This window comes from Hydrogenibacillus schlegelii, assembly GCF_001653195.1.
GTDB lineage: Bacteria > Bacillota > Bacilli > Thermicanales > DSM-22653 > Hydrogenibacillus > Hydrogenibacillus schlegelii.
The window spans coordinates 50,655-64,936 of sequence record NZ_JXBB01000003.1 but is presented as its reverse complement, the minus strand read 5'-3'; the positions used below and the strand labels follow the sequence as shown (position 1 = coordinate 64,936).

Annotated in this window: 13 protein-coding genes; 4 read left to right on the top strand and 9 right to left on the bottom strand. The window is 69.9% G+C overall.

Features of this window, described 5'->3' with window-relative positions; all coding sequences use genetic code 11:
• Positions 1-70: 70 nt before the first annotated feature.
• From tgt to SA87_RS02245, 3 genes are read right to left on the bottom strand one after another with little or no spacing between them, the layout of a single operon-like run.
• Positions 71-1,264 carry a tRNA guanosine(34) transglycosylase Tgt gene (tgt, locus tag SA87_RS02255; protein WP_082718318.1) on the bottom strand — a complete coding sequence of 398 codons (1,194 nt, stop codon included), beginning with the start codon at positions 1,262-1,264 and terminating at the stop codon, positions 71-73.
• Positions 1,245-2,417, bottom strand: coding sequence for a tRNA preQ1(34) S-adenosylmethionine ribosyltransferase-isomerase QueA (gene queA, locus SA87_RS02250; protein ID WP_066198546.1), 1,173 nt, complete (start codon positions 2,415-2,417; stop codon positions 1,245-1,247). Before queA ends, tgt begins: the two co-directional genes overlap by 20 nt.
• Positions 2,418-2,474: 57 nt before the next feature.
• A complete protein-coding gene (locus SA87_RS02245) occupies positions 2,475-3,431 on the bottom strand; it encodes a DUF1861 family protein (RefSeq protein ID WP_082718323.1) in 957 nt (318 codons plus the stop codon).
• A gap of 513 nt (positions 3,432-3,944) precedes the next feature.
• Between SA87_RS02245 and SA87_RS02240 the strand changes: the two genes are divergently transcribed.
• Genes SA87_RS02240 through SA87_RS02225 form a run of 4 tightly spaced genes read left to right on the top strand, consistent with a single transcriptional unit; the run spans position 3,945 to position 8,473 of the window.
• Complete coding sequence (locus tag SA87_RS02240) at positions 3,945-5,048, top strand: nucleotidyltransferase family protein (RefSeq protein WP_082718324.1); 1,104 nt, start codon at positions 3,945-3,947, stop codon at positions 5,046-5,048.
• Positions 5,045-6,205 (top strand): glycosyltransferase family 4 protein, encoded by a 1,161-nt coding sequence (locus SA87_RS02235; RefSeq protein WP_066198537.1) that lies wholly within the window; start codon positions 5,045-5,047, stop codon positions 6,203-6,205. Before SA87_RS02240 ends, SA87_RS02235 begins: the two co-directional genes overlap by 4 nt.
• A complete protein-coding gene (locus SA87_RS02230; protein WP_066198534.1) occupies positions 6,198-7,394 on the top strand; it encodes a hypothetical protein in 1,197 nt (398 codons plus the stop codon). The genes SA87_RS02235 and SA87_RS02230 overlap by 8 nt, the downstream gene beginning before the upstream one ends.
• Before the next feature lie 14 nt (positions 7,395-7,408).
• On the top strand, positions 7,409-8,473 hold the full coding sequence (locus tag SA87_RS02225; protein WP_066441750.1) for a glycosyltransferase family 4 protein: 1,065 nt from the start codon (positions 7,409-7,411) through the stop codon (positions 8,471-8,473).
• Between the two features lie 119 nt (positions 8,474-8,592).
• Here the strand turns inward: SA87_RS02225 and SA87_RS02220 are convergent, their stop codons facing one another.
• The 6 genes from SA87_RS02220 to SA87_RS02195 all read right to left on the bottom strand — a co-directional run bounded on the left by SA87_RS02220 (position 8,593) and on the right by SA87_RS02195 (position 14,251).
• Complete coding sequence (locus SA87_RS02220; RefSeq protein WP_066198529.1) at positions 8,593-10,866, bottom strand: SpoIID/LytB domain-containing protein; 2,274 nt, start codon at positions 10,864-10,866, stop codon at positions 8,593-8,595.
• 174 nt (positions 10,867-11,040) lie between these two features.
• Positions 11,041-11,262 carry a DUF2905 domain-containing protein gene (locus SA87_RS02215; protein WP_066198527.1) on the bottom strand — a complete coding sequence of 74 codons (222 nt, stop codon included), beginning with the start codon at positions 11,260-11,262 and terminating at the stop codon, positions 11,041-11,043.
• 22 nt (positions 11,263-11,284) lie between these two features.
• On the bottom strand, positions 11,285-12,352 hold the full coding sequence (ruvB, locus tag SA87_RS02210; protein WP_066198524.1) for a Holliday junction branch migration DNA helicase RuvB: 1,068 nt from the start codon (positions 12,350-12,352) through the stop codon (positions 11,285-11,287).
• Between the two features lie 153 nt (positions 12,353-12,505).
• Entirely contained in the window at positions 12,506-13,162 is a 657-nt protein-coding gene (gene ruvA, locus SA87_RS02205; protein WP_066198521.1) for a Holliday junction branch migration protein RuvA, read from the bottom strand.
• On the bottom strand, positions 13,155-13,679 hold the full coding sequence (ruvC, locus tag SA87_RS02200; RefSeq protein ID WP_066198518.1) for a crossover junction endodeoxyribonuclease RuvC: 525 nt from the start codon (positions 13,677-13,679) through the stop codon (positions 13,155-13,157). Before ruvC ends, ruvA begins: the two co-directional genes overlap by 8 nt.
• 206 nt (positions 13,680-13,885) lie before the next feature.
• The gene (locus tag SA87_RS02195) at positions 13,886-14,251 is read right to left on the bottom strand and encodes a hypothetical protein (RefSeq protein WP_066198515.1); all 366 of its coding nucleotides are present in this window, start codon (positions 14,249-14,251) and stop codon (positions 13,886-13,888) included.
• Positions 14,252-14,282 lie beyond the last annotated feature (31 nt).

Genomic DNA, 14,282 nt, shown 5'->3' with positions numbered 1-14,282 from the left:
GACAGGGTTTCGGCCGGCGGCCGAAGGAGGCCGGCGGCCGGAGTCCCTGTTTTTCCGTCAAAACCCGCGTTTAAAACCCGCGATGTGCGGGCATCCGGCCGTAGTACGCCTCGTAAAACGCGTCCCGAAACTCGAGGAGCGTCCCGGCCCGGATGTGCCGGCGGACGTCGGCCATGAAGCGCAGGAGGAAGGCGAGGTTGTGGATGGTCGTCAGGCGGAGGCCGAGGATCTCGTCGCTTTTGAGGAGATGCCGGACGTACGCCCGGGTATAATGGCGGCAGGCGTAGCAGTCGCACGCCGGGTCGAGAGGCGAAAAATCCCGCGCGTACGCCTCGTTCCGGATGACGAGCCGCCCGCCGGACGTCATGAGGGCGCCGTTTCGGGCGATCCGGGTCGGGAGAACGCTGTCGAAGAGGTCGATCCCCCGCATCACCCCTTCGATCAGCGCGTCGGGCGAGCCGACGCCCATGAGGTAACGGGGCTTCGTTCGGGGGAGGAGCGGAACCGTCTCCTCGAGCATGGCATACATGACCGGCTTCGGTTCCCCTACGCTTAATCCTCCCACAGCGTAGCCCGGAAAGTCAAGGGAGACGACGGCCTTCGCCGCCCGCCGGCGAAGGTCCGGGAACGTTCCGCCCTGGATGATGCCGAAGAGGGACTGTTCCTTCGGCCGGCGATGGGCGCGGAGGCTCCGCTCCGCCCAACGGAGCGTCCGCTCGAGGGACGCTTCGACGTAGGCGCGGTCGGCCGGGTACGGCGGGCACTCGTCGAAGGCCATGATGATGTCCGCTCCGAGTGCGTTCTGGATCGCGATCGACTTTTCCGGCGAGAGAAAAAGCGGTCGGCCGTCGAGGTGGGAGGCGAAGTAGACGCCTTCCTCTTCGATCCGCCGCCGCTCCTTCAGGCTGAAAACCTGAAAGCCGCCGCTGTCGGTGAGGATCGGCCGCGACCAGTGCATGAAGCGATGGAGCCCGCCGGCCTCCCGGACGACGTCTTCCCCCGGGCGGAGCCAGAGATGGTAAGTGTTGGCGAGGACGATCTGGGCGCCGAGCGCTTCCAGTTCCTCCGGCGTCATCGCCTTGACCGTCCCCAGGGTTCCGACGGGCATGAAGGCCGGCGTTTCGATCGTCCCGTGGGGCGTCGAAAGCCGTCCGAGGCGGGCGCCGGTCTTCGGATCCTCATAGATGAGCTCAAAATGGATCGCCAAGCCGCGGTCACTCCTCCGGCGATGGGCTCCTTCCCGCTCAAAGGATGAGCATGGCATCGCCGAAACTGTAAAACCGGTAGCGCTTCCGGATCGCTTCTTGGTACGCTTCGAGGATGAACGCCCGGCCGGCAAACGCGGCGACGAGCATGAGGAGCGTCGAGCGCGGCAGGTGAAAATTCGTGATGAGCCCGTCCACCGCCCGAAAGCGGTATCCCGGCACGATAAAAAGATCCGTCCAGCCTTCTCGGGCGCGGAGGCGCCCCCCTTCGTCCGCCGCCGACTCGAGCGCCCGGACGGCGGTCGTGCCGACGGCGATGATCCGCCGCCCCTCGTTCCGAAACCGGTTCAGCGCCTCCGCCGCCTCCGGAGAGACGCGAAAAAATTCGCTGTGCATCCGGTGGGCCTCCACCGACGCCGCCGTCACCGGCCGGAACGTCCCGAGGCCGACATGGAGCGTCACGAAGACCGTTTCGATGCCGGCGGCCCGCAGCCGGTCGATCAGCTCCGGCGTAAAATGAAGGCCGGCCGTCGGCGCCGCGACCGATCCCGGCTCCCGGGCGAAGACCGTCTGATAGCGTTCCGGATCGTCGAGCCGCTCCCGGATGTACGGCGGAAGGGGCATCTCGCCGAGGGCCTGAAGGACCGCCTCAAAGGTCCCCCGGTAGCGGAAGCGGAGAAAGCGCACCCCTTCTTCCCCTTCTCGGACGACCTCGGCCCATAGCGGCCCCTCCTCCCGCCCCGGCGCCTCGCCCACACCGTCGCCCCGATCCTCCCCGGCGGCGGAAGACGGTTCGTCGGAGCGGGCCGTCCCGCCTTCGCCGGCCCGGCCTTCCCGTTGACCGCCGGCCGCCGCGCCCCGCCGACCGTCCCGCCCGAAAACGATCGCCGTCCCCACCCGCGCCCGGCGCGCCGGCCGGACGAGGGTCGCCCAGACGTCCGGCCCGTCGGTCGTCGGATGCAAGAGGAGGACTTCCACATGGGCGCCGGTTTCCGGTTTTTCGCCGAAAAGCCGCGCCGGGATGACGCGAGAGTCGTTCAAGACGAGGACGTCCCCCCGTCGGAGGAGATCCGGAAGCGCGTCGAATTGCCGGTGCTCGATCGTCCGCCGGAAGCGGTCGAGAACCATCAACCGGGACGCATCCCGCCGTTCGAGGGGCCGCTGAGCGATGAGTTCTTCCGGAAGCGCATAGTCAAAAAGCGAAACGTCCACCGGTCGCCCTCACCGCCCTTCTTCGGAGTGCGTGACCCGGTAATGCATTTACTGCATTCATGCCTCCCGAACGTCGCCGGCCATCGAGCGGCGATCCGGCCCGTCGCCGGCCGAGGACGAAGCCGGAGCGGCAAACGGGTCCGGAAGGATGAGCTTCTGCGCTCCGACGTCGCTCACGCCGGCGTAAAGCTCCGCCCATCCGTCCGGCCGGCGGACGAGCCCGCCCGGAAAGACGACGTTGGTGAGATCGTCCCGCTTGGCCGGCCCCGGAAGAAAATTTTCCCGCTCCGCGATCACCCGGACGTCCCAGTAGCGCCGGGTCTCGGGATCGAAGCGGAAGACGAGGGCGTAGTAGTTTCGCCGCCCGTCCGGATCGAAGCAGGCGATGTGGCCGAGAACGCCGAGCGTCCCGTCCGGAAGGAGATAGGCGGCGTTGACCCCGCCCCATTCGTCGTCGAGGAACATCCCTTCGAGGAGCGGCGCCTCTTCGATCGCCTCAAGGGTCAGCGCCTCCAGCGACGCCACCCGGGTGAAGCCGATCTTGCCCCGACCGCCCTTTTTTCCCTGCGGCCGGGTGAAAACGCCGACGGTGCCGTCGGCGAGCTCGACGAGGCGGATGTCCTTCATGCCGTCCGGGCCGACGAAAAACGGCCGGAGATCCCCGACGTCCCGCCCGCGAAAGAGGATCGTCCGCCACCAGAGAAATCGAGGCGGCGTCCCCCGGGGATGGATGAACGTTTCGACGCCGCCGAAGACAAGCTCGTCCGCGATGCGCGTGACGAACGGATCCTGGAGCGGGAGCACCGGCGCCTCCCGAAGCGGCTCCCAGCGGTCTCCCGATTGAACGAAAAAGTAGGTTTCCGAATGCTCGCTTTCCCGCCGCTCCACCCTCCCGGCGATCACCCAGCGGCCGCGGTCGAGGAACGGCGCCGTGATGTTATAGACGTCCCGGTCATCGACGCCGGCAAAGTGGAGCTGCTCGGCCCGGGTCGGGGCCTTCTGCCGCCGCCACATGTCCCGGTATTCGATACAGCTTTTGGGCCGCTCCGCCTCCGGCACCGCCGACCCCCCTCACCCGGATGTCCCGTTTAGTGTGTGCCCCGCTCCGAACGGGTTATTTTGGCGGCCGCCCGACAGAGTGGACGAACAATCCTCACATACTATAGCGTTCGAACCGGAGACTGTAAAGAGAGGTCCGGAGGGATAGAATCGCTCCGCTTCGGGCCACACTAGGAGCGCGCCCGAGGCAGCGGTCCGGCGCAGCGGCAGCGTTCATCGGCCAAGGTTTGGTCCGGGGCCGCCGAACGGCGCGGCCATGAGACCGTTCCCCGGCGCCGCATCAACGGACCGAGTTTGACCTTTTTTGACCGAACCCTTGACGCGCGGGGAAAAGACGAACATAATGATATTGACATAATCCCCCAGCGCCCCGTCGTTCGTCGCGGAGGGCAAAAGGTCGATCGCCCGGTGATGCGCCCGCCGGACCGGCGCGCGGACCCGGCGGGTACGAAAAAGGAGGGATTCGACGTGCAGGCATTGCTTCTGGCAGGCGGTCTCGGCACGCGGCTTAGACCGCTCACCGACGATCTCCCGAAGCCGATGGCACCGCTCGGCAATCGCCCCTGGTTGGAATCCCTGATCCGGCATCTCAAAAACGAAGGCGTCTCGCGTTTTGTCCTCGCGGTGAAACATTTTCCCGAAGTGATCGAACGTCACTTCGGCGACGGGCGGCGGCTGGGGGTGGAGATCGTCTACGCGCGGGAAGAGACGCTCCTCGGCACGGCCGGCGCGATCAAAAATGCCGAAGCGTTCCTCGAAGAGCGATTTCTCGTCGTCAACGCCGACGTCGTGCACCTGATCGACGTGCAACCCCTCGTTCGCTTCCATGATATGCGACGGGCGCTTGTCACGATCGGCCTCACCGAAGTGGACGACCCGAGCGCCTACGGCGTCGTCGCCCTCGAGGAAAACGGCCGCATCCGCCGTTTCGTCGAAAAGCCCCGCCGGGAAGAAGCGCCGTCGAATCTCATCAACGCCGGCGTCTACGTCATGGAAAAAGCGGCGCTCCGGGCGATCCCGCCCGGTCGGGAAGTTTCCATCGAACGGGAGACGTTCCCGGCGCTCATCGACGCCGGCGAACGGATCTACGGCGCCCGCCTGAGCGGGTACTGGAAGGACATCGGAACGCCGGAGCGCTATCGCGCCGCCCACTGGGACCTCCTGGACGGCCGCTTTGCCCTGCCGCTCCTTCCGCCGGAAGCGGAACCGGGGATCCGCCTCGGCCGGCGGGTGCGCCTCGGGAAGGGGGTCGTCCTCCGGCCGCCGGTTCTGATCGGGGACGGCGTCTACCTCGGCGACGGCGCCGTCGTCGGTCCGTACGCCGTCATCGGGGACGGCGCCCGCATCGGCGACGAAGCGGAAATCGTCCGGACGATCCTCTGGAACGGCGCCGCCGTCGCGCCGTCGTGTACGGTGCACGACAGCATCCTCGGCGACCGGGCCGAGACGCCCCTCGGGCTCATCATCGCCGGCGCGGTGATCAAACTCGGCCGCTCGGCCCGATCCCTCGCGGCGGTGCGACCGGAACGGATGGAGGCCCCGGTGCCCGGGAAAGCGGTGGCGCGGCCATGAAGCTTCTTTTCGTCAGTACCTTTCCGCCGACGAAGTGCGGCATCGCGACCTATACGTCCCATCTTCGCGAGGGGATGATGCGGTCTCTCCCCCTTTCGCCGGCGGAGCTTCCGGTGCTGTCGGTCTTCCCGGACGCCTGGACGCCGTCTGGTCCGGAGATCTGGCCGCTTCCGAAGCACGATCCGGACGCCTACCTTCGGGCCGCCGACGCGGTGAACGCCTCCGACGTCGACGTCGTCAGCCTCCAGCACGAGTTCGGCATCTTCGGCGGCGAAGCCGGCCGGATGATCATCCCCTTCTTGGAACGGCTGAAAAAACCGGTCATCACGACGCTGCACACGGTGTTCGACCGGCCGACGCCGCCGTATTCCGACGTCCTCGGCGATATCGTCCGGCTGAGCACCCGCCTCGTCGTCATGAACCGCCTCGGCATCGAGTGGATCACCCGTCAGTATCCCGTCTCGCCGCGCGCCGTGCGGTATCTCCCCCACGGCGCGCCGGCCCCCCTCGAAGCGCCGGCAGAGGCGCTCAAGGCCAAGTGGGGCGTCGCCGGCCGGAAGGTCGTCCTCACCTTCGGGCTTCTGTCGCCGGGGAAAGGCATCGACCGCTTCCTTCCCGCCTTCGCCCGGGTCGTCGCCGACGTGCCGGATGCGGTCTACATCATCGCCGGCCAGACCCATCCGGAAGTAAAAAAGGCCGAAGGCGAAGCGTACCGGGAGTCCCTCGTCGCCCTCGCGGAGCGCCTGGGAATCGCCGAGCGCGTCCTTTTGATCGACCGCTTTTTGGACGAGCCGGAACTGGTGGAACTTTTGAGCCTGGCGGACGTGTACGTGACGCCGTATCCCGGCCTCGGGCAGATCACAAGCGGGACGCTCGCCTATGCCGTCGGCCTCGGTCGGCCGACGCTGTCGACGCCGTACGCGTACGCCCGGGATCTCCTTCGGGACTTTCCGGACCTCCTCGTACCGTACGGCGACGAGGTTGCCTGGGCCGAGCGGCTTGGGCGCCTGCTTCGCGACGATGCAGCCCGGGAGGCGCTCGCCGCCCGCCTGAAGGCCGTCGGCGCCGGCATGCGGTGGCCCCGGGTCGGAGCCCGCTTCTACGCCCTTGCCAGCGAAATCGCCGGGAGAAAGGAGCGGATCGCGTCCCATGGGTGAGCTTCCGATCGCTTGGCGCGTCTCGTTCCGTCACCTGTTCCGCATGACGGACGACACGGGCCTTTTGGAGCACGCGGCCTTTCTCGTGCCGAAGCGACGGGAAGGCTACACGACGGACGACAATGCCCGGGCCCTCTGGCTCACCGCCGCCTGGGCCCGCCGCCTCCCGGACGGCGAGCTCAAACGGCGGCTGCTGGCGGTCGCCGAGACGACCCTCGCCTTCCTCGCCTGGGCCCAAGAGCCGGACGGCCACTTCCACAACGATTTTCACTACACCCGGGAAAAAGAAGCCCGGCCGCCGTCGGACGACACGCAGGGACGGGCCCTCTATGCCCTCGCCTACGCGGCCCGGACGCTGCCGAAGCGAGCGCACCGGCGGGTGGCGGCGATGCTCTTCCGCCGGGCGCTTCCGGTGGTCGAGACGATCACGGCTTCCCGCGGCATCGCCTACGCCCTCGCCGCCGCCGCCGAACGGCTTCGGGCGCTTACGGCGGAAGCCCGCCGGCCGGGGGCAGGCGGCGACGGGGAGGAGCGGGAGGCGCTCCTTCGCTTCCTCGAACGGGGCACGCGCACCCTCCTGGAACGGTTTGCTCAGGAGAGCGACGGTCGGTGGCGGTGGTTTGAACCTCGGCTCACCTACGCCAACGGCATCCTGCCGTGGGGGCTCCTCAAGGCGGCGCGGGCGACCGGGAATCGAGAGGCCCGGTCGGTGGCGATCGAAGCGCTCGATTTTCTCCTCGGCCTCACCTACTACGGTCATCCGCCGGTCGTCCGGCCGGTCGGGAATCGCGGCTGGGGGAGCCGCGATCGAATCGCCGAGTGGGACGCCCAGCCGCTGGACGTTTTCAAGCTCGCCCTGGCCGCCGACGCCGCCCACGCGTCGACCGGCGACGGGCGGTACGCCGAGGCCGTCCGGGCCGCCCGAGACTGGTTTTACGGCGCCAACGCCCTCGGCGTGCCGATGGTCGACGCCGAGGAGGGGGCGGCCTACGACGGGCTTTCGCCGACGGGGCCGAACGAAAACGCCGGCGCTGAGGCGCTTTTGAGCTACCTGCTCACCGAAGAGCGGCACCTTGCCACCCTCGCCCGCTCGGCGTCGGCCGGGACGGCCGCCTGGCGGATTCGCGCCGAGGGGGATGCCGTCTGGATCGACCGGACGCTGTCCCGTGCGGCGGCGCCGGTCCGCTGAGCCGGGGGATGTTGATGACAAAACTTCGTATCGGGCTTCTCGCGCCGGTCGCCCACCGGACGCCGCCGGACAAATACGGGCCCTGGGAGCTCGTCGTCGCCAACCTGGCCCAAGGGCTCGTCGAGCTCGGGCACGACGTCGTCGTCTTCGCCACCGCCGACAGCCGGCCGGCCGGCCGGCTCGTCGCCGTCGTGCCGGGGCCCCTCTCGGAGCGGCCGGATCTGCCGCCGCGGCCGTACGAGCTCATCCACATCGGACACGCCCTCGCGGCCGCCGACGCCCTCGGCCTTGATCTTTTGCACAACCACCACAACTACCTGCCGCTTCCGTTCGCCGGCCTCATCCGGACGCCGGTCCTCACGACCCTCCACGGCGCGGCGCTCCTCGAGCCCGACGCCCGGGCGGCCTATCGCCGCTTTCGGCACCTGCCGTACGTGTCGATCAGCGACGCGGAGCGGGCGGGGGCCCCGGAGCTTAACTACGTGGCCACCGTCTACAACGGCATCCGGCTGGACGCGTTTACGCCGGTGGAGACGCCGGGTGAAGACCTCGTCTTCCTCGGTCGCGTCGGCCGGGTAAAGGGAGCAGACCTCGCGATCGAGGTCGCCCGAAGGAGCGGGCGGCGGCTCATCCTCGCCGGCCCCGTCCCGGAGGGGGAACGGGAATTTTTTGAGACCCGCATCCGGCCGGCGATCGACGGCCGGACCGTCGAGTACGTCGGCGAGGTCGGTCCGAAGGAGCGGGACGTGCTTCTCGGACGGGCGTATGCCCTCCTGCACCTCGTCCGGGCGCCCGAGCCGTTCGGCCTCGTGCTGGCGGAAGCCCAGGCCACCGGGACGCCGGTCGTCGGCTTCCGCCGCGGCGCAGTGCCGGAGGTCGTCGAAGACGGCGTGACGGGCTTCGTCGTCGATACCGTCGACGAGGCGGTGCGGGCGCTCGAGCGGATTCCCGTCCTCGACCGCCGCTTGATCCGCCGGCGGGCCGAAGCGCGGTTTTCCTACCGGGCGATGGCGGAAGGATACGTCGCCGCCTACCGGACCGTCCTCGACCGGCAAAGCCGGGAGGCCGCCGGCCGGTGAGCCATAAAAACGGCCCATCCTTCGCGATGGGCCGTTTTTTGCGTGGTGGGATGCTCCCCGGCGCCGATCGGACCGCCGGCAATGCGCATCGCCGGAACGAGCGCCTGGGTCGGCGCGCCTCAGTATCGCCGCTCGAGGGCCGCTCCTTGAAAGTAGTGCTGCAGGATGGATGCGTAGCTTTTTCCGGCCTCGGCGAGCGCCTTGGCGCCGTACTGGGACAGGCCGAGGCCGTGGCCGTAACCGTAACCGACCAGCCGGAAGGCCGGCACCAGGCTCGCCACCCGCACCGGCCGGCCGTCCGGGGCGAGGGCGCCCTCATCCTCCAGCAGGGCAAAGCTCGCCGGAAGCGCTGCCGAAAGACGGGCGCCGGCGACGCCTGCCGGCTTCCCGCCGAGGAGGACGATCTCACCGGACGGCCCCCCCACGCTGGCCGTCACCCGGCCGCCGCTTTGCACGGCCGAGACGGCGGCGCCCTTTTCCGGGAGGGCCCGAAGACGCCCGCCGGCGCCCAAGATCGCCAGCTCGCCCATCGCTTCGACGTCAAACCGGGTGCTCCGGACGCCGGCCTCCCCGCGGGGGGCGAGAAAGGCGCGAAAGGAATCCGGCGCCTTCGGACGAAGGAGCAGGTCGTCGACGGCGAGGGCGAGCACGCGGCCGCTCGGTCCCCGCTCGGCGACGGCCAGCCGCTCCACCGGCACCGTCAGCGGCGCCGGAAGGGCGGCGGCCGCCCGATCGTTCAACATCTGCATCAGCTCAAGACCGGTGTACGGCCGCTCCATCCAGCGGTAGGCGTTGTTCTGCCGGACGGCCTCCAGCAGGACGACGTACTCCCCCTTCGCCAGCGTCCCGATCGGCGCCCGCTCCGTCCCCGGGGACGGCCGGAAGTTGACGTTATCACCGGTGACGATCCCGTAGGGGAAGCCGGCGGCGTTCGTCCCGCCGGTCGGCCGGACGTAGGCGCCGTGGACGTAGCCGATGCGGCCGTCGGACCGCTGAATCCGGTACCAGAGGGGCGCCGCCCGAAGCGGGGCGTCGTCGGGGCTCGGCACCGGCCGAAGATAAGAGACGTCGTTCCCCCACACTTCCGTCCCATGGGCGCTCATCCCGCCGGCGTTGCTCGAGTAAAGCGCCTGGGCCGGGCGGCCGCCGACGGTGAGCACCTCGCCGCGGGTGGCGTCGACCGCCTGCCGGACGTCCGCCGCCTCCCGGTCGAGGCCTTCATACGCCTGATCGTAAGTCGTATCCGACAGGTCGGCCACGCCGTATTTTTTCAGATTGCCGAGGGCGTACGTCCGGGCGAGGACCGCCTGCGCCTTTAGCGCCTCCATCGGCCACCCGCTCGCCATTTCAACGCCGACGACGCCGTAGAGATAGGCCTCCACCGGCAGAGCGTTGATCACCGCCAGGCGGCCGGAGGCCGCCGTGACGACGATCTGGCCGCGGTACGATCGGCCGTCCTTTTTCTCCTCGACCCGAACGGCGCCGCCGCCCGAGGCGACGGCGAGCTCGCCGGCGAGGGGCACCCGAAGCCGCTCGACGGCGTTCCCCGGCGCGCCGAAAAGGACGTCCCGTTCGCTCAAGACGACCGGGTCGGTCGGCCCGACCGGGTCCGGCTTCGCCGAGGCGCCGAGGAGCGCGGCGAGGCGCGGACCGATCTCCCCGAGAAGCGCCGTCCGCCCCGCCTCGTCGGCCGCCGCGCCGAAAAAAACGCCGACGGCCGCTTTTCCGTTTTGCACCCGATACGCCAAAACCGCCTCGTAACCGGCCGCCTGCAGCCGGTCCGCCGCGGCGGCGGCCTTCTCAGGGGACTCGAAAGCGGCAAAAAAGCCCCACGGGCCGATCCGCCTGGGCTGTGCGCCGGGGCGGAAGGCGGCCAGCGCCTGTCGGTAAGCCGGCTCGACGGCAGCTAGGGCGTTCGGCCGGCTCCCCCCGCCGGACAGGGCGGCGTAGGCGGGGCTTTCCAGCCGGTACACGGTCTTCCCGCCGGCGGTCGCGGTCGTAAGCACCGTCTTCAGCCCCTTGGTGGAGAAAAACTGGGCCGCCCGAAGCGCCTCCTCCGGATTGGGCGTCTCCAAAAGCCGGAGTCGGTAGCCGTTCAGCCCAAGGCGGAGGCTCGTCCGATCGTTCCCCGCCGGCGGGAGCGCCACGCCGGCGAAACTCGGCCGGAGCCCGCCGTTCACTTCCCGTCGGGCGAGGTCGACGGCGGTGACGGTCACGTCGTCGATCGCCGGAAGCCGGCCGTCGGCCGTCTCCAGAAAGAGGGCGATCCGGACCGTCGGCCCGTCGGAGGGGGAGGCCAGGGCGAAAAACGGCACAAAATACGGCAGGATGAACGAGAGGGTGAGCAAGAGGGCGACGATGAGGATCAACCAGCGAAGCCATCGCCGGGGCACCTTAGCCTCTCCTTTCCGGGCCGAAGGCGCCCGGTCGCCGGGCGGTAGTCCCGCCGGCGCCGAGCCTCGGCAAACCGTGATCCACCCGCGTTCGGTCGCGCCCGCCCGACGGCCCGGCGGTGCGCCGCAGGACGGGACGGCAGCGCCCCCGGCCGCCCGTCGGCGCAGCCGGACTCAGCGGAGCCGGACGAGAAGCGTCAGGACGATGGAGAGCACGATGCTCACGAGGATCGACGTCGCCAGCGGAAAGTAGACGCTCACGCCGTCTTTTTCCCAGTAAAAATCCCCCGGAAGCCGGCCGAGGGGAAAGAAGCGGCCGAGGGCCGACCAGAGAAGCCCCACCGCAATGAACACGATGCCGATGACGATGAGCCATCGGGCAAACCCCGTCCCCATCACCATCCCCCTCCTTTAGCCGTTAACCGTCGCAAGCGGCGTCCCACAACGTCGGCACCGCCGCGTCCCCGGCCGCCGAGGCCTCCTCCGGCGGCCTCGGCGGCGCGAGGCCAAAGTGACGATAGGCCCGCTCGGTGGCGATCCGCCCCCGGGGCGTTCGGCCGATCAGGCCGAGCATGAGGAGGTACGGCTCGACGACATCCTCCAACGTCCGGGCGTCTTCCCCGATGGAGGCGGCGATCGCCTCGAGCCCCGCCGGCCCGCCGGCGTACGTCTCCATCAAGGCGGTGAGATATCGCCGGTCGACGAGGTCGAGGCCGAGGCGGTCGACCTCCATCCGGTCGAGGGCCCGTTCCGCCGCCGCGAGGGTGATCGTCCCGTCGCCCTCCACCTCGGCAAAGTCCCGCACCCGCCGGAGAAGCCGGTTGGCGATCCGGGGCGTGCCGCGGGCCCGGGCGGCGATCGCCCGGGCCGCCTCCGGCGCGACGGCGATCCCGAGGCGGGCCGCCGACCGCCGGACGATCTCCTCGAGTTCGTCCGGCGCATAATAATCGAGCCGGTGGATGACGCCGAAGCGGTCCCGAAGCGGCGCCGACAAAAGCCCCGCCCGGGTCGTCGCGCCGATGAGCGTAAACGGCGGCAGATCCAGCCGGAGCGTCCGCGCCATCGGCCCCTTGCCGATCACGATGTCCAGGCGAAAATCTTCCATCGCCGCGTAAAGCACTTCTTCGGCCGCCCTCGCCAGCCGGTGGATCTCGTCGATGAAGAGCACATCGCCCGGCTCGAGGTTGGTGAGGATCGCCGCGAGATCGCCGGCCCGCTCGATCGCCGGCCCCGTCGTCACCCGGAGGCGTACGCCGAGTTCGGCGGCGATGATCCCCGCAAGCGTCGTCTTGCCGAGCCCCGGCGGGCCGTACAGGAGGACGTGATCGAGGGGCTCCCGGCGCCGCCGGGCCGCTTCGATGTACACTTTGAGATTTTCTTTGACCCGCTTCTGGCCGACGTACTCGTCAAACGTCCGCGGCCGGAGCGTCGGCGGCTCCTCGTCTTCCGGAAGCCGGTGAGATGCGATAAACCGTTCGCCGTCCATCGTCCCCCGGCCGGACGCCGGGCTCCCCCCTTCCGTTCCAACGCCGTCCCGTCCTTCCTCCGACCGACTCCCGATCGCCCCGTCCCGGTCCTCCCGCCGTCCGCCCCCCGGGCCATCGCCGCCGGTGCTTCCCCGCCGGCCGAACCCGACGCCTCATGCCGGCGATCGACCGGTCCGGTCGAGCTGCCGGAGCGCCGCCCGAAGGAGCGCTTCGGTGCTCCCGGCCTCGCCGCCGGCCTGAAGGACCGCCTCCACCGCCCGCCGGGCTTCTCCCTCCGGAATGCCGAGAACGAGGAGCGCGTCCACCGCATCGGCGACCGACGCCCCGGCCGCGTCCCGACCGTCCGACGGTGTCCGGCCGGCGCCGCCAAAGGGGGAAGCCGCCTCCGGCCGTTCTGCCGACCGGTCGCCGTACGCCTTTTTTAGCCGATCTTTGAGCTCGACGATGAGCCGGCGGGCGGTCTTCGGCCCGACGCCGGGAATGGCCCGAAGCGCCGCGACATCTTCCCGCAGGATGAAAAGGGCGAGCTTTTCCGGCGGATACGTCCGGAGTGCCGCCTGCGCCCCCTTCGGCCCGACGCCGCTTGCGGCGATGAGCAGGCGGAACATGTTCCGCGCCTCCCGGCGGGCAAAACCGTAAAGGGCGAGGGCGTCTTCCCGGAACAGGGCGTGGACGTAGACCGTCGCTTCCTCCCCCGGCCCGAAGGCGGCCGGGTCGTCGACCCAGACCTCGAAGCCGACGCCGCCGACGTCGAGGACGATCCGCCCCTCGGCCGCCTCGAGGACGCGGCCCCGCAGGCGGTCAAACACGCCGCGCCGCCTCCTCGCCCCTTCCGCCGGCGGCGATCCGCCGGTCAAAGCGGAACCGCTGCCCGTGGGCCAGCGCGAGCGCCAGGGCGTCGGCGGCGTCGTCCGGCGCAGGCGGCGCCGGGAGGCCGAGGAGCAAGCGGACCATCGCCTGCATCTGGCCTTTGTCGGCCCGGCCGTTCCCGGCGATCGCCTGTTTGACCTCCGTCGGCGTGTATTCCGCGACGTTTAGGCCGCGACGCCCGAGGACGAGGAGGATCACGCCCCGCGCTTCGCTCACGGCCATCGCCGTCGTCACGTTCGCCTTAAAAAAGAGCCGCTCCACCGCCGCCGCCTGCGGATCCGTCTGCCGAAGGAGCGCCTCGAGCGCCTCGGCGATCGCAAGCAGCCGATCCGCCGGCCGCCGGCCGGGTTCCGTCGCGATGACGCCGTAGGCGATGGCCCGCCAGCGGTCGCCGTCCGCCTCGACGACGCCGTACCCCACCCGGCCGACGCCGGGATCGATGCCGATGATGCGCAAGGCCCTCCCTCTCCTGGTTCGATCGCGCTTTGGTGGTCTTCCCTCATTGTACCAGTCGGCGGCGCCCAGGACAACGGGGAGAGCCCGGCGCAAACGGCAGCGCGATCGCCCCGCGAACGGCCCGGCGATCCCGCTTAAGACAGCGGAGCGATCCCCCCGCAAACGGCGAAACCCGAACGGCGGATCGCTCATGCAAAACCGCCCCGTCAGCGGCGCTCGGCGGCCGCCGGGGCGGTCGATTTCGGACCGAAGACTTCCACCTGTTTTCCGTCGAGGCGGAAAAAGGCCTCCCAAAACTCCGGCGCCGCCCGGCCAGCGACGGCGACGACGGCGGTGCCGTCCGGACTCAAGCCGAGGAGGGCCGGCTCTCCCCCGACGGACGACGGCGCGGCGGCCGCCGAGACCGGCAACGGCGAAAGGCCAAGGAGTCCGACCGTGAAGGCCATCGTCCATCGCCGGAGCGCTCGCCCCGGCGCCCGGACGAACGGGAGCTGTCGACCGTCCCAGGCGAGAGATCGGGCCGGCATCCGGCCGAAAAGCCGCCGGAGCATCCGCTTGAGCCAGCGACGCATGATCTCCGCCCCCTTCTGCCGTTCGTTTCGG

What these genes read in the sequence shown, in the direction of transcription:
- tgt (WP_082718318.1), bottom strand. Translation starts at nt 1,264, where the DNA reads ATGCCATGCTCATCCTTTGAGCGGGAAGGAGCCCATCGCCGGAGGAGT.
- SA87_RS02245 (WP_082718323.1), bottom strand. Translation starts at nt 3,431, where the DNA reads ATGTGGCGGCGGCAGAAGGCCCCGACCCGGGCCGAGCAGCTCCACTTT.
- SA87_RS02235 (WP_066198537.1), top strand. Translation starts at nt 5,045, where the DNA reads ATGAAGCTTCTTTTCGTCAGTACCTTTCCGCCGACGAAGTGCGGCATC.
- SA87_RS02230 (WP_066198534.1), top strand. Translation starts at nt 6,198, where the DNA reads ATGGGTGAGCTTCCGATCGCTTGGCGCGTCTCGTTCCGTCACCTGTTC.
- SA87_RS02225 (WP_066441750.1), top strand. Translation starts at nt 7,409, where the DNA reads ATGACAAAACTTCGTATCGGGCTTCTCGCGCCGGTCGCCCACCGGACG.
- SA87_RS02215 (WP_066198527.1), bottom strand. Translation starts at nt 11,262, where the DNA reads ATGGGGACGGGGTTTGCCCGATGGCTCATCGTCATCGGCATCGTGTTC.
- ruvB (WP_066198524.1), bottom strand. Translation starts at nt 12,352, where the DNA reads ATGGACGGCGAACGGTTTATCGCATCTCACCGGCTTCCGGAAGACGAG.
- SA87_RS02195 (WP_066198515.1), bottom strand. Translation starts at nt 14,251, where the DNA reads ATGCGTCGCTGGCTCAAGCGGATGCTCCGGCGGCTTTTCGGCCGGATG.